This window comes from Vreelandella boliviensis LC1, assembly GCF_000236035.1.
In the GTDB taxonomy this organism is placed as follows: domain Bacteria; phylum Pseudomonadota; class Gammaproteobacteria; order Pseudomonadales; family Halomonadaceae; genus Vreelandella; species Vreelandella boliviensis.
This window is the reverse complement of record NZ_JH393257.1, coordinates 1,094,892-1,109,913: the sequence shown is the minus strand read 5'-3', so window position 1 is coordinate 1,109,913 and position 15,022 is coordinate 1,094,892. Positions and strand designations below refer to the sequence as shown.

Below are 15,022 nucleotides of genomic sequence, written 5' to 3'. Positions count from 1 at the left end.
TTTGCAGCTTTTTCAGGGCAAAGCGGGGAGAGATGGTAACCACCGGAACCTTCCTGGGTTCCGGCACGAAGGAGTGATCACTGTGCCACTAGCACTTGAAGGCAAGAAAGCGATTGTTGCCGAGGTCAGTGAAGCGGCCAAGGGCGCACTCTCCGTCGTAGTTGCTGATTCTCGCGGTGTGACGGTTGGTAAAATGACCGATCTGCGCAAGCAGGCGCGTGAGAATAGTGTAGAGCTGCGTGTTGTACGTAATACGCTTGCTCGCCGCGCTCTCGAGGGCACTCAGTGGGAGTGCCTGAACGATAGCTTTGTGGGTCCTACGTTGTTGGCCTTCTCTACTGACCATCCGGGCGCTGCCGCTCGTTTGTTTAAAGAGTTTGCTAAAACGAACAAGGACTTCGAAGTAAAAGCGTTGGCCTACGAAGGTGAGCTGATTCCGGCTGCTGACATCGACCGTCTGGCAACCCTACCGACTCACGACGAAGCAATTGCTAAGTTGATGTCGGTAATGAAAGAAGCCTCCGCTGGCAAGCTGGTTCGTACTCTGGCCGCTCTGCGCGACCAGAAGCAAGAAGCAGAAGCTGCTTAAGCAGCGTTTCTTGCAGGCGGCGTGAACGAACTCATCGTTACGCTGCCTGAACCGAGCAATGAATCCTGAGTCCTCGGCTGACCGAGACTCCCGCAAAGTTAGGAATGAAACAATGGCACTGTCTAAAGACGATATCATCAATGCTGTAGCCGACATGACCGTAATGGAAGTTGTCGAGCTGATCGAAGCGATGGAAGAGAAGTTCGGCGTTTCTGCAGCGGCTGCCGTAGTGGCTGGCCCGGCTGCTGGCGGCGAAGTGGCTGAAGAACAGACAGAGTTTGACGTCGTTCTGACCGCTGCTGGCGACAAGAAAGTTAACGTGATCAAAGCGGTTCGTGAGATCACTGGCCTTGGCTTGAAAGAAGCTAAAGGCGCTGTTGACGGCGCTCCGGCGACCATCAAAGAAGGTCTGTCTAAAGACGACGCTGAAGCAGCTAAAGCGAAGCTGGAAGAAGCGGGCGCAACCGTCGAGCTCAAGTAATTCTTGTGCGGACGGCTTTACGCGCTGCGTAAGCTTCCACGGCTGGCGGCGGGATATCCCGCTGCCGGCCTTTTTCTGTTGTAACTGATGTTTGCAAACAGTAATGCTGCTGGCAAATGACAGAAGCGACAGAAAAGTAAAAGCATTATTGAATATAGTGTTATCGACTACAGTGTTATCGAACTAGATTTTCGACGGCGAGCTACCGATTTAGGAGCTTGCTGTCTGCGTCTGACGAAGCCCGCCGGGCAGCGATGACCACGCATCGGTCACCCATGGTGAACAAGCTGGGGAATACAGATGGCTTACTCATATACTGAGAAAAAACGCATCCGCAAGGATTTCGGCAAACTGCCCCAAGTGATGGATGTGCCTTACTTGCTGGCGATCCAGCTTGATTCCTATTACGACTTCCTCCAGCAAGATCGTTCGCCCGACGAGCGTCACGAGGTCGGTCTGCACGCGGCATTCAAGTCCGTGTTCCCGATTGAGAGCTTCTCCGGCAATGCGGCGCTTGAGTATGTCAGCTACCGCTTCGGTACGCCGGCGTTCGATGTTAAGGAGTGCCAGCTGCGCGGCGTGACTTACTCCGCCCCGCTGCGCGTCAAGGTTCGCTTGATCATCTATGATCGCGACTCCTCGAACAAAGCAATTAAAGATATCAAAGAGCAAGAAGTCTACATGGGGGAAATCCCCCTGATGACTGAGAACGGTACCTTTGTGATTAACGGTACTGAGCGGGTTATCGTATCCCAGCTCCACCGCTCGCCCGGTGTGTTCTTCGATCACGACAAAGGAAAGAGCCACTCTTCCGGCAAGCTGCTCTACTCAGCTCGCGTGATTCCTTACCGTGGCTCCTGGTTGGACTTCGAGTTTGACCCCAAAGACAACGTCTTTGTACGTATTGACCGTCGCCGCAAATTGCCGGCCTCGGTACTGATGCGTGCGTTGGGCATGAATACCGAAGAGATCCTGGCCGAGTTCTTTGAAACCAGCGTCTTCCACATTGAGAAATCCGGTTTCTATGTGGAGCTGGTGCCGTCGCGTTTGCGCGGCGAAACGGCCACTTTCGACATCAAAGATGGCGAAGGCAATGTGATCGTTGAAGAGGGGCGTCGGATTACCCAGAAGCACATCCGCTTGCTTGAAAAAGCCGGCCTTGAGCGTCTGGATGTGCCGATGGAGTACCTGTTCGGCAAAACCCTGGCCAAAGATCAAATCGATTCCAAGACCGGCGAGCTGATCTGCCCGTGTAACACCGAAATCACTCCCGAAGTGCTTGAGCGTATGGCCCAGGGTGGCATTACCCTGGTAGAAACGCTCTACACCAATGATCTTGATTGCGGTTCATTCATTTCCGATACCTTGAAGCTGGACGCTACTAATTCCGCGCTTGAAGCGTTAGTCGAAATTTACCGCATGATGCGCCCCGGCGAGCCGCCTACCAAAGAGTCTGCCGAGACGCTGTTTAACAACTTGTTCTTCAGCGAAGATCGCTACGACCTGTCGGGCGTTGGCCGCATGAAGTTCAACCGCCGTCTGCGCCGTGATACCGATACCGGCTCCGGCGTGCTGGATCGTAAAGACATCCTGGATGTGCTGCGCGAGCTGATCAATATCCGTAACGGCTTCGGTGACGTTGACGATATCGATCACCTGGGTAACCGCCGTATTCGCTGCGTCGGCGAAATGGCCGAGAACCAGTTCCGCGTTGGCCTGGTGCGTGTAGAGCGCGCCGTGAAAGAGCGTCTTTCCATGGCGGAAAGCGAAGGCCTGATGCCCCAAGACTTGATCAACGCCAAGCCGGTTGCGGCAGCGGTGAAAGAGTTTTTCGGTTCCAGCCAGCTTTCGCAGTTTATGGATCAGAACAACCCGCTTTCGGAAGTGACCCACAAGCGTCGTGTGTCAGCACTCGGCCCCGGTGGTTTGACCCGTGAGCGCGCTGGCTTCGAAGTCCGTGACGTACACGCCACGCACTACGGCCGTCTATGTCCGATCGAAACGCCAGAAGGCCCGAACATCGGCCTGATCAACTCGCTGGCGACCTACAGCCACACTAACAGCTACGGTTTCCTAGAAACGCCGTACCGTAAAGTGGTTGATCGCCAGTTGACGGACGACATCGTTCACCTGTCAGCGATCGAGGAGGGCGACTTTGTTATCGCCCAGGCGTCAGCGGCGGTGGATGAGTCCAACAAGCTAAGTGATGACCTGGTGCAGGTTCGTCACCGCGGTGAAACGACCTTTATGCGTCCTGAGCAAGTGACGTTAATGGACGTGTCTCCACGTCAGGTCGTATCCGTCGCAGCGGCATTGATTCCGTTCCTGGAGCACGATGACGCCAACCGCGCCTTGATGGGTTCTAACATGCAGCGTCAGGCGGTACCGACCCTGCGTGCCGACAAGCCGCTGGTGGGTACCGGCATGGAGCGCTTTGTTGCGCGTGACTCCGGCGTCTGTGCGGTAGCGAATCGTGGTGGCGTGATTGACTCCGTTGACGCGCGTCGTGTGGTGGTGCGGGTTAATGAAGATGAGATCATCGGCGGTGAAGCCGGGGTTGATATCTACAACCTGACCAAGTACACACGCTCGAACCAGAACACCTGTATGAACCAGCGCCCCATCGTGCGGCCTGGCGATAACGTGGCGCGTGGCGACATTCTCGCCGACGGCCCGTCGGTGGATATGGGCGACTTGGCGCTGGGCCAGAACATGCGCATCGCCTTTATGCCCTGGAACGGCTACAACTTCGAGGACTCGATTCTGCTTTCAGAGCGGGTCGTTCAAGAAGACCGTTTCACTACGATTCATATTCAGGAACTGACCTGTGTGTCTCGCGACACCAAGCTGGGCTCTGAAGAGATTACCGCTGATATCCCCAACGTGGGCGAGTCTGCACTCTCCAAACTGGATGAAGCGGGCGTTGTCTACATCGGCGCCGAAGTTGGCCCGGGCGACATTCTGGTCGGTAAGGTAACGCCTAAGGGTGAAACCCAGCTGACGCCGGAAGAGAAGCTGCTACGTGCCATCTTCGGCGAGAAAGCATCTGACGTTAAAGATACCTCGCTGCGTGCCCCCACCGGCATGATAGGTACGGTCATCGACGTTCAGGTGTTTACTCGCGACGGCGTTGAGAAAGACTCCCGCGCCCTGTCTATCGAGCGCACTCAGCTTGACGAAGTTCGTAAGGATCTCCAAGAGACTTACCGCATCGCTGAAGACGCTACCTTTGAGCGTCTAAAGCGTACCCTTGACGGCCAAGCCGTTAACGGTGGCCCGAACCTCAAGAAAGGCGATGTGCTCGACGAAGCGTACCTGGAAGAATTGCCGCGTCAGCAGTGGTTCAAGCTACGTATGCAGGATGAGTCGTTTAATGAGCTGCTGGCACAGGCCGACGAACAGCTGGAAATCCGTCGTAAAGAGATGGACGAACGCTTTGAAGACAAGAAGCGCAAGCTGACCCAAGGCGATGATCTCGCACCGGGCGTGCTGAAAATCGTCAAGGTCTACATGGCGGTTAAGCGTCGCATCCAACCGGGCGACAAAATGGCCGGTCGTCACGGTAATAAAGGTGTTATCTCGGCGATTATGCCGATTGAAGACATGCCGTTTGACGAGAAGGGTGAGTCGGTTGACGTGGTGCTAAACCCGCTGGGCGTACCGTCGCGTATGAACGTCGGTCAGATTTTGGAAACCCACTTGGGCATGGCGGCGCGTGGCTTGGGCGTTAAGATCGAAGCTATGTTGCGCGATGTACGCGGTCAGCAAGTCGCTGAAATTCGTGACTTCCTGGGGCAGATCTACAATACCCAAGGTACTCGCGTTGAAGATCTCGATTCCCTGACCGACGATGAAATCATCGCTTTGGCGAAGAATCTAAAAGGTGGTGTGCCGATGGCAACGCCGGTGTTTGACGGTGCTAAAGAGCACGAAATCAAGCACCTGTTGAAGCTGGCGGATATCCCTGAGTCGGGTCAGATGGCCCTGTTCGATGGCCGTACCGGTGACGCCTTTGATCGTCCGGTCACCGTTGGCTACATGTACATGCTGAAGCTTAACCACTTGGTAGACGACAAGATGCATGCGCGTTCTACCGGTTCTTACTCGCTGGTTACCCAGCAGCCCTTGGGTGGTAAGGCGCAGTTCGGTGGTCAGCGCTTCGGTGAGATGGAAGTGTGGGCGTTGGAAGCTTACGGCGCCGCGTACACGCTTCAAGAGATGCTCACCGTCAAGTCGGACGACGTCGAAGGCCGCACCAAGATGTATAAAAACATCGTGGATGGCGACCACACCATGCAGGCAGGCATGCCGGAATCCTTTAACGTACTGGTTAAAGAAATCCGCTCGCTGGGCATCGATATCGAGTTAGAGAGCTAGGAGCCGTCACATGAAAGATTTGGTGAAAGTACTCAAATCGCAGTCTCAGTCCGAAGAGTTTGACGCGATCAAGATTACCCTGGCGTCGCCGGACATGATTCGCTCCTGGTCGTTTGGCGAGGTGAAGAAGCCTGAGACCATCAACTACCGTACCTTTAAACCGGAGCGGGACGGTCTGTTCTGTGCCAAGATTTTTGGCCCGGTAAAGGACTACGAGTGCCTGTGCGGCAAGTATAAGCGCATGAAGCACCGCGGTATTATCTGCGAGAAGTGTGGCGTTGAAGTGACCAAAGCCGCCGTGCGCCGTGAGCGCATGGGGCACATTGAGCTAGCCTCACCGGTCGCCCACATTTGGTTTTTGAAGTCACTGCCGTCGCGTATCGGCATGTTCCTCGATATGACCCTGCGTGATATCGAGCGCGTGCTGTATTTTGAGTCCTTTGTCGTTATCGATCCAGGCATGACCACGCTTGAGCGTGGTCAGCTGATGAACGACGAGCAGTACTTTGAAGCGCTGGAAGAGTTCGGCGACGACTTTGACGCCCGCATGGGTGCCGAAGCCGTTCAAGAGCTGCTCAAAGACATCGATCTGGAAGAAGAGATTAACCACCTGCGCGAAGAAATTCCGCAGACTAACTCCGAAACCAAGATCAAGAAGCTCTCCAAGCGCCTCAAGCTGCTTGAAGCCTTCTACCACTCCGGCAATGCGCCGGCGTGGATGGTCATGGAAGTGCTGCCCGTGCTGCCGCCGGATCTGCGTCCGCTGGTACCGCTGGACGGTGGCCGCTTTGCGACCTCTGATCTCAACGACCTTTACCGTCGTGTGATCAACCGTAACAACCGCCTGAAGCGTCTGCTTGACCTCAATGCGCCGGATATTATCGTGCGCAACGAGAAGCGTATGCTTCAGGAAGCGGTCGATGCACTGCTTGATAACGGTCGTCGTGGCCGTGCGATCACGGGCTCTAACAAGCGTCCGCTGAAATCGCTCGCCGACATGATCAAAGGTAAGCAGGGTCGTTTCCGTCAGAACTTGTTGGGTAAGCGCGTCGACTACTCGGGCCGTTCGGTAATTACCGTAGGTCCAACGCTGCGTCTGCACCAGTGTGGTCTGCCCAAGAAAATGGCGCTTGAGCTGTTCAAGCCGTTTATCTACTCCAAGCTGCAGTCGCTGGGCTACGCCTCAACGATCAAAGCCGCCAAGAAGATGGTCGAGCGCGAGCTGCCTGAGGTGTGGGACATCCTTGCCGATGTTATCCGCGAACACCCGGTACTGCTTAACCGCGCACCGACGCTACACCGTTTGGGCATCCAGGCGTTTGAGCCGCTGTTGATCGAAGGTAAAGCGATTCAGCTGCACCCGCTGGTGTGTGCTGCCTACAACGCCGACTTTGACGGTGACCAGATGGCGGTACACGTACCGCTGACCCTGGAAGCGCAGCTTGAAGCCCGTGCGCTGATGATGGCCACCAACAACGTGCTGTCGCCCGCTAACGGCGAGCCGATCATCGTGCCGTCCCAAGACGTTGTACTGGGTCTGTACTACATGACCCGGGAAAAGATCAACGCCAAAGGCGAAGGCATGGTGTTCTCTGACCTCAATGAGGTCGAGCGCGCCTTCGGTACCCAATCCGTAGCGCTACACGCACGGGTTAAAGTGCGTTTAGACGAGATCGACGTAGAAGAAGAGACCGGCGAGCGTAGCTTCCATCGGCGTATTTACGACACCACCGTCGGCCGTGCGCTGCTGTTCCGCATTCTGCCCGAAGGCGTGCCCTTCGAGCTGATCGATCAGCCGATGAAGAAGAAGGCGATTTCCAGCCTTATCAACGAAGTATATCGTCGCGCTGGTCTGAAGCCGGCCGTTATCTTCGCTGACCAATTGATGTATACCGGCTTCCGTTTGGCGACCTGGTCAGGCGCCTCTATCGGTGTAAACGACTTCGTTATTCCCGAAGCCAAAACCGAAATTGTTGACGCCGCTGAAGCCGAAGTAAAAGAAATTGAAGACCAGTTCTCTTCTGGCCTAGTAACCGCCGGTGAGAAGTACAACAAGGTTATCGATATCTGGTCCAAGGCCAACGATAAAGTCGCCAAGGCGATGATGGTGGGTATCTCCAAAGAAACCGTTATCGATCGTGATGGCAATGAAGTTGAACAGGACTCGTTCAACAGCGTCTTCATCATGGCCGACTCTGGCGCACGTGGTTCTGCCGCCCAGATTCGTCAGTTGGCGGGTATGCGTGGTCTGATGGCCAAGCCGGATGGCTCGATCATCGAAACACCGATCGTCGCCAACTTCCGTGAAGGTCTGAACGTACTGCAGTACTTCATCTCGACCCACGGCGCGCGTAAAGGTCTTGCGGATACGGCACTGAAAACCGCCAACTCCGGTTACCTGACACGTCGCCTGGTCGACGTGGCGCAGGATTTGGTTATCACCGAAGTCGACTGTGGTACTGAAAACGGCCTGACGCTGCACCCGATTATCGAAGGCGGCGACATCATTGTACCGCTTTCACAGCGCGTGCTAGGCCGTGTAGTGGCTCAGGATGTCGTTCATCCTGGCAGTGGCGAAGTGCTGCTCGATAAAGGTACTCTGCTGGATGAGAAGTGGTGTGCAGAGCTTGACACCATGGGTGTCGACGAGATCGTCGTGCGCTCAACCATTACCTGTGAAACGGCACACGGGGTATGTGCTTCCTGTTACGGCCGTGACTTGGCACGTGGTCACCAGGTCAACATCGGTGAAGCGGTCGGCGTAATCGCCGCACAGTCCATCGGTGAGCCGGGTACCCAGCTGACCATGCGCACCTTCCACATCGGCGGCGCGGCATCGCGTTCGTCTGCTGTGGATAGCGTACAGGTTAAGCACGGCGGTAAAGTTCGCCTGCACAACATCAAGCACGTTGAACGTGCCGACGGTAAGTTGGTGGTGGTGTCGCGCTCGAGTGCCCTGGCCGTTGCTGATGATCATGGCCGTGAGCGTGAGTACTACAAGCTGCCGTACGGTGCCGAGCTTTCCGTACGTGATGGCGATGTGGTTGATGCTGGTGCGACAGTTGCCAAGTGGGATCCGCACACTCACCCAGTCATTGCTGAAGTAGAAGGTAAAGCGCAGTTTATCGACCTTGACGAAGGTGTCACCATGCACCGCAGCGTCGATGAAATGACCGGCCTTTCGTCTATTGAGGTTATCGAAGCAGCTGCACGCCCCATGGCGGGTCGTGACAAGCGTCCGATGGTCATGCTGCAAGACAACGCCGGGGAATACGTTTCGGTATCAGGCTCTAACACTCCGGTTCAGTACTTGCTGCCAGGTAACTCGATTATTTCGGTCGACGATGGCGTGACAATCGGTGTGGGTGAAGTGGTTGCTCGTATCCCGGTTGAGGCTTCGGCGAACAAGGACATCACCGGTGGTTTGCCACGGGTAGCTGACTTGTTCGAAGCGCGTAAGCCGAAAGAGTCGTCTATTCTGGCCGAGATCAGCGGTGTTATCAGCTTCGGTAAAGAGACCAAAGGTAAGCGTCGTCTGACGATTACTCCGGAATCTGGAGATCCGTTTGAGGCGCTGATCCCGAAATGGCGTCAAATTGCCGTCTTCGAGGGCGAAGCCGTCGAGAAGGGCGAGGTGATTTCCGATGGCCCGAGCAATCCTCACGATATCCTGCGCTTGCTGGGTGTTGAGGAGCTTGCCAAGTACATCACTGCCGAAGTACAGGACGTTTATCGTCTGCAGGGCGTAGGCATCAATGACAAGCACATCGAAGTCATTGTGCGCCAGATGCTGCGTAAGGTAGAGATTTCTGATTCGGGTGATTCTGACTTCATCACTGGCGACCAAGCAGAACTGGTTCGCGTGCTTGAACAGAATGAACGTCTTGAAAAAGAGAAGAAATTCCCGGCCAAGTATCAACGTATGCTGCTGGGTATCACCAAGGCCAGCTTGGCCACCGAGTCGTTCATTTCCGCGGCCTCCTTCCAGGAGACAACCCGCGTACTGACCGAAGCAGCGGTGACCGGCAAGCGCGACTATCTGCGCGGTCTGAAAGAAAACGTGGTGGTTGGTCGTCTGATACCAGCAGGTACGGGCTTGACTCACCACGCAGAGCGTCGTCGCAAGCGCGAAGACGTTGAGCAACTGTTCAATCCCTCTGCGACCGAGGTAGAGCAGGAGCTGGGTGCTCAATTGACCGCTCTCGACTCTGACGATGAGCTGTAGATCTGGCACCTAAAGCAGTAGGCAACATGAGTAAGTAAAACGAGTAGCTGACCTGAAAAGCGTCACCTTGCCGGTAAAACCGCCGGCAAGGCTTGACGACACCTAGGGTCAGCCTTTAGAATGCGCAGCCTTTAACAGTGGGGTGGGTGCGCCCGCATCCGCTGGAAGGCCAAGGCAACCATTGGAGTCAGCTAAACACCATGGCAACGATTAATCAGCTAGTGCGCAAGCCGCGCAAGCGCCCCGTCACAAAAAGTGACGTGCCAGCGCTGCAGGCCTGCCCGCAAAAACGTGGCGTTTGTACGCGCGTTTACACCACCACCCCGAAGAAGCCTAACTCGGCCCTGCGTAAGGTTTGCCGTGTGCGCCTTACCAACGGCTTTGAAGTGTCTTCCTACATTGGTGGTGAAGGTCACAACCTTCAAGAACACTCTGTCGTTTTGATTCGCGGCGGCCGTGTAAAGGATTTGCCAGGTGTGCGTTATCACACCGTACGTGGCGCCCTTGACACCTCCGGCGTACAAAATCGTCGTCAGGGTCGTTCTAAATACGGTACTAAGCGTCCTAAGTCCTAAGGGATTAGCCCTAAGGGATTAGTCCTAAGGGATTGGATTGCTGTGCAGCACTGCCCTGTTAAGCGGGCTTGTTGAGTAACGATTATCGCGAATTTGACGGTCTGATAAGAGTAAGGTCGGGCTGCGCTTATACCAGGGTTTGTTCCAGGGTAAGTAGCAAGAGTCTCGGGTTTACCTGAAAGATCCTTAATTGAGGGCTTATCATGCCTAGAAGAAGAGTAGTAGCTAAGCGCGACATCCTGCCGGATCCTAAGTTCGGGAGTGAGCGTCTAGCCAAGTTCATGAACCACCTGATGGTCAGCGGCAAGAAGTCCATAGCTGAGCGTATCGTCTACGGTGCGTTGGACAAGGTTGCCGAGCGTAGTAAAGAAGATCCGCTGGAGATCTTCGACAAAGCGCTGGAAGCCATCCAGCCGATGGTCGAAGTGAAGTCGCGCCGCGTTGGTGGTGCGACCTATCAGGTGCCGGTTGAAGTACGTCCGTCACGCCGCCAAGCGCTAGCAATGCGTTGGCTGGTAGATGCGGCGCGTCGTCGCGGTGAGAAAACCATGGTGCAGCGTCTGGCTGGTGAAATGCTTGATGCCGCTGAAGGTAAAGGTTCTGCCGTTAAGAAGCGCGAAGACGTGCATCGTATGGCAGAAGCCAACAAGGCCTTCTCGCACTACCGTTTTTAAGATCGGCGTTATTAAGATCGGCGTTTCTGAGTACGGCGTTTTTAAGTACGGCTTTATGGTTTTTATATGCACGTTGTTCAGCATGGCGAAGTGTTTGCTGAGTCGCTCTGTTGTAATACCTAACCGCTACCATGCAGTGGTAGCGGCGGTCGCATAAGCCTCGCTTGCATACGCCGCTAAATTAACGAGCATCGCCAACAAACGGGAGTTTCACCGTGGCACGCAAGACTCCACTAAATCGCTACCGTAATATCGGTATCGTCGCTCACGTCGACGCGGGTAAAACCACGACGACTGAGCGTGTATTGTTCTACACCGGCCTTTCCCATAAAGTGGGCGAAGTGCACGACGGTGCTGCGACCATGGACTGGATGGAGCAGGAGCAGGAGCGTGGTATCACTATCACCTCGGCTGCAACTACCTGTTTCTGGCAGGGCATGAATAAGCAGTTCCCTGAGCACCGTATCAATATTATCGATACGCCTGGGCACGTTGACTTCACGATCGAAGTTGAGCGTTCGCTGCGTGTACTCGATGGCGCGGTCGTTGTGCTGTGCGGCTCTTCCGGCGTTCAGCCGCAGACCGAAACCGTATGGCGCCAAGCTAACAAGTATGAAGTGCCGCGTATGGTATTCGTCAACAAGATGGATCGTACTGGCGCTGATTTCTTCATGGTCGTTGAGCAGTTGAAAGAGCGCTTAGGTGCCAAAGCTGTGCCAATCCAGATTAACTGGGGCACAGAAGAGGACTTCAAAGGCGTTATCGACCTTATCCAGATGAAAGCCATCCTGTGGGATGAAGAAAGTCTGGGTATGTCTTATGACCTCGTTGATATTCCAGCCGATCTTCAAGAGACCGCTGAGAAATATCGCGAAGAGATGGTTGAGGCGGCTGCCGAAGGCTCTGACGAGCTGATGGAGAAGTACCTTGAAGGCGTCGAGCTAACCATCGAAGAGATCAAGGCCGGTCTGCGCGCGCGCACTTTGGCTAACGATATCGTTCTGGTTACCTGTGGTTCTGCCTTTAAGAACAAGGGCGTTCAAGCAGTGCTAGACGGTGTTATTGAGTTTATGCCTTCGCCGACAGAAGTTAAGGCGATCGAAGGTGAGCTTGACGACAAAGACGGTACCGTTGATACCCGTGAAGCCGATGACAGTGCACCCTTTGCGGCTCTGGCGTTTAAAATCGCCACCGACCCCTTCGTTGGTACGCTGACCTTTATCCGTGTCTACTCGGGCGTTCTGAAGTCTGGTGACGGCGTGTACAACTCCGTTAAGCAGAAGAAAGAGCGTGTTGGTCGTATCGTTCAGATGCATGCCAACTCTCGTGAAGAGATTAAAGAAGTACTGGCGGGTGACATTGCCGCTTGTATCGGTCTGAAAGACGTCACCACCGGTGATACTCTGTGCGATATCGATAACAAAATCGTTCTCGAGCGCATGGAGTTCCCGGATCCGGTTATCTCGGTTGCCGTAGAGCCTAAGTCTAAGGCAGACCAAGAGAAGATGGGCGTTGCCCTGGGCAAGCTTGCTCAAGAAGACCCCTCCTTCCAGGTCAAAACCGATGAAGAAACCGGTCAGACGATTATCTCTGGCATGGGTGAGCTTCACCTGGATATCCTCGTTGACCGTATGCGTCGCGAGTTTAAGGTTGAAGCCAATATCGGTAAGCCTCAGGTAGCCTATCGCGAAACTATTCGCGGCAGCATTGAGCAAGAAGGCAAGTTCGTACGTCAGTCCGGTGGTCGTGGTCAGTACGGTCACGTTTGGCTACGTATCGAGCCGCTGACTAAAGAAGAAAAGGGTGAAGGCGATGAAGAGATCTTCTTCAAATTCAACTCTGAGATCGTAGGTGGCGCGGTTCCTAAGGAATACGTTCCTGCGGTTGAGAAGGGTGCTTACGAGCAGCTTAAAAACGGCGTTATCGCGGGTTACCCGATGATCGACGTTAAAGTATCGCTGTTCGACGGCTCCTTCCACGACGTGGACTCAAACGAGACTGCGTTTAAGATTGCTTCTTCCATGGCAGTGAAAGAAGGTGCCAGGAAGGCCAAGGCCGTGCTGCTGGAGCCGGTGATGAAGGTCGAAATCGTGACCCCCGAAGAATTTATGGGTGACGTCATGGGTGACCTGAGTCGTCGTCGCGGCCTGGTGCAGGGCATGGATGACTCCTCTTCTGGTAAAGTCATTCGTGCAACGGTGCCGCTGGGCGAGATGTTCGGTTATGCAACCGATCTGCGCTCACAAACCCAGGGCCGTGCGAGCTACTCCATGGAGTTCTCGAAGTACGACGAGGCGCCCTCCAGCGTCGTTGAAGCCGTCATCAATCAAAACGGTTAACCGTTAGCTAACGTAAAGAGGTTATAGCAGTGGCTAAGGAAAAATTTGAACGTTCCAAACCGCACGTCAACGTCGGCACCATTGGTCACGTCGACCACGGTAAAACGACTCTGACGGCGGCCCTGACCCGCGTGTCTGCTGAGGTTTTCGGCGGCGACTGGCGTGAGTTTGATACCATCGATAACGCTCCTGAAGAGCGCGAGCGCGGTATCACAATCGCTACTTCCCACGTGGAATACCAGTCTGAAGATCGCCATTACGCGCACGTTGACTGCCCGGGACACGCTGACTACGTCAAGAACATGATCACCGGTGCTGCGCAGATGGACGGCGCGATCCTGGTATGTTCTGCCGCAGATGGCCCGATGCCGCAAACTCGCGAGCACATCCTGCTGTCTCGTCAGGTTGGTGTACCGTACATCGTTGTGTTCCTGAACAAAGCGGACATGGTCGATGACGAAGAGCTGCTCGAGCTGGTAGAAATGGAAGTTCGCGAACTTCTAGACCAGTACGACTTCCCGGGCGACGACACGCCGATCATCACTGGTTCTGCGCTGATGGCTTTGAACGGTGAAGATGAGAACGGCATGGGTACTACCGCCGTTGCTAATCTGATCAAAGCTCTGGATGCTTACATTCCGGAGCCGGAGCGTGCTATCGACCAGCCGTTCCTGATGCCGATCGAAGACGTGTTCTCTATCTCTGGCCGCGGTACTGTTGTTACCGGTCGTGTAGAGCGCGGCATCGTGAAAGCGGGCGAAGAAGTGGAAATCGTGGGCATCCGCGACACCACTAAAACGATCGTTACCGGTGTTGAAATGTTCCGTAAGCTGCTCGACGAAGGTCGTGCTGGTGAGAACGTTGGCGCCCTGCTGCGTGGTACTAAGCGTGATGACGTCGAGCGTGGCCAAGTGCTGGCCAAGCCGGGCACCATCAACCCGCACACTACCTTCGAAGCAGAAGTTTACGTACTGTCCAAAGAAGAGGGTGGTCGTCACACGCCTTTCTTCAAGGGCTACCGTCCACAGTTCTACTTCCGTACCACCGACGTAACCGGTACCTGTGAACTGCCGGAAGGCGTTGAAATGGTCATGCCGGGTGACAACGTGCAAATGGTTGTTACCTTGATCGCTCCGATCGCAATGGACGAAGGCTTGCGCTTCGCTATTCGTGAAGGCGGCCGTACTGTCGGTGCTGGCGTTGTGGCCAAGATCGTCAAGTAAGCTTCATGCTTGAGTGATGAAGGGGGCTCTGATGAGCCCCCTTTTCTGCGCACCATCAGCAAATGTTTGACATGTGCAGATGGCGTGCCTATAATGCGCATCCTTTGAATGCGTGGGTAGACGGCTCGCGCCGTCGACATCCATTGGAGTTTAGGGCAAATGCAGAACCAAAAGATTCGCATTCGGTTGAAAGCTTTCGACCATCGCCTGATCGACCAGTCTACAGCGGAGATTGTTGAAACCGCTAAGCGTACTGGTGCTCAGGTTCGTGGTCCGATTCCGCTGCCGACCAACCGCGAGCGTTACACCATTCTGATCTCGCCGCACGTCAACAAAGATGCGCGTGACCAGTATGAGATTCGTACGCACAAGCGTGTGCTCGACATTGTTGAGCCGACCGAGAAAACTGTTGATGCTTTGATGAAGCTTGATCTCGCCGCAGGCGTTGACGTGCAAATCAAACTCAACTAATTACACTAGTCACTTGCGGCCCAGCGCTCATCGTTCGTTGTAAATTGTAAGTTGCAGCGAGCTAGCAT

General features: G+C 54.8%; 10 protein-coding genes. 9 read left to right on the top strand and 1 reads right to left on the bottom strand.

The genetic code is table 11. The features are described from left to right. Positions 1-82 precede the first annotated feature (82 nt). From rplJ to rpsG, 6 genes are all read left to right on the top strand, one after another. Positions 83-589, top strand: coding sequence for a 50S ribosomal protein L10 (rplJ, locus tag KUC_RS04875; RefSeq protein ID WP_040479539.1), 507 nt, complete (start codon positions 83-85; stop codon positions 587-589). A gap of 112 nt (positions 590-701) precedes the next feature. After that, complete coding sequence (gene rplL / locus KUC_RS04870) at positions 702-1,070, top strand: 50S ribosomal protein L7/L12 (protein ID WP_007112014.1); 369 nt, start codon at positions 702-704, stop codon at positions 1,068-1,070. 300 nt (positions 1,071-1,370) lie between these two features. Further along, positions 1,371-5,447: a DNA-directed RNA polymerase subunit beta gene (gene rpoB, locus KUC_RS04865; RefSeq protein ID WP_007112013.1), complete on the top strand. Its 4,077-nt coding sequence runs from the start codon at positions 1,371-1,373 to the stop codon at positions 5,445-5,447. A 10-nt stretch (positions 5,448-5,457) separates the two neighbouring features. Then, positions 5,458-9,672, top strand: a complete 4,215-nt coding sequence (gene rpoC / locus KUC_RS04860) for a DNA-directed RNA polymerase subunit beta' (protein ID WP_007112012.1) — start codon at positions 5,458-5,460, stop codon at positions 9,670-9,672. 200 nt (positions 9,673-9,872) lie between these two features. After that, positions 9,873-10,247, top strand: coding sequence for a 30S ribosomal protein S12 (gene rpsL / locus KUC_RS04855; RefSeq protein WP_008959173.1), 375 nt, complete (start codon positions 9,873-9,875; stop codon positions 10,245-10,247). A 203-nt stretch (positions 10,248-10,450) separates the two neighbouring features. Beyond that, positions 10,451-10,921 (top strand): 30S ribosomal protein S7, encoded by a 471-nt coding sequence (gene rpsG, locus KUC_RS04850; RefSeq protein ID WP_008959172.1) that lies wholly within the window; start codon positions 10,451-10,453, stop codon positions 10,919-10,921. Here the strand turns inward: rpsG and KUC_RS20290 are convergent. Continuing rightward, positions 10,854-11,054 carry a pentapeptide repeat-containing protein gene (locus tag KUC_RS20290; RefSeq protein WP_141243442.1) on the bottom strand — a complete coding sequence of 67 codons (201 nt, stop codon included), beginning with the start codon at positions 11,052-11,054 and terminating at the stop codon, positions 10,854-10,856. The two genes, rpsG and KUC_RS20290, sit on opposite strands and share 68 nt — an antisense overlap. An 82-nt stretch (positions 11,055-11,136) precedes the next feature. Between KUC_RS20290 and fusA the strand changes: the two genes are divergently transcribed. From fusA to rpsJ, 3 genes are all read left to right on the top strand, one after another. Beyond that, positions 11,137-13,260 carry an elongation factor G gene (fusA, locus tag KUC_RS04845; RefSeq protein ID WP_007112009.1) on the top strand — a complete coding sequence of 708 codons (2,124 nt, stop codon included), beginning with the start codon at positions 11,137-11,139 and terminating at the stop codon, positions 13,258-13,260. A gap of 29 nt (positions 13,261-13,289) precedes the next feature. After that, positions 13,290-14,483 (top strand): elongation factor Tu, encoded by a 1,194-nt coding sequence (gene tuf / locus KUC_RS04840; protein WP_007112008.1) that lies wholly within the window; start codon positions 13,290-13,292, stop codon positions 14,481-14,483. 159 nt (positions 14,484-14,642) lie between these two features. Beyond that, the gene (rpsJ, locus tag KUC_RS04835; RefSeq protein WP_007112007.1) at positions 14,643-14,954 is read left to right on the top strand and encodes a 30S ribosomal protein S10; all 312 of its coding nucleotides are present in this window, start codon (positions 14,643-14,645) and stop codon (positions 14,952-14,954) included. Positions 14,955-15,022 lie beyond the last annotated feature (68 nt).

What these genes read in the sequence shown, in the direction of transcription:
- rplL (WP_007112014.1), top strand. Translation starts at nt 702, where the DNA reads ATGGCACTGTCTAAAGACGATATCATCAATGCTGTAGCCGACATGACC.
- rpoB (WP_007112013.1), top strand. Translation starts at nt 1,371, where the DNA reads ATGGCTTACTCATATACTGAGAAAAAACGCATCCGCAAGGATTTCGGC.
- rpoC (WP_007112012.1), top strand. Translation starts at nt 5,458, where the DNA reads ATGAAAGATTTGGTGAAAGTACTCAAATCGCAGTCTCAGTCCGAAGAG.
- rpsL (WP_008959173.1), top strand. Translation starts at nt 9,873, where the DNA reads ATGGCAACGATTAATCAGCTAGTGCGCAAGCCGCGCAAGCGCCCCGTC.
- rpsG (WP_008959172.1), top strand. Translation starts at nt 10,451, where the DNA reads ATGCCTAGAAGAAGAGTAGTAGCTAAGCGCGACATCCTGCCGGATCCT.
- KUC_RS20290 (WP_141243442.1), bottom strand. Translation starts at nt 11,054, where the DNA reads ATGGTAGCGGTTAGGTATTACAACAGAGCGACTCAGCAAACACTTCGC.
- rpsJ (WP_007112007.1), top strand. Translation starts at nt 14,643, where the DNA reads ATGCAGAACCAAAAGATTCGCATTCGGTTGAAAGCTTTCGACCATCGC.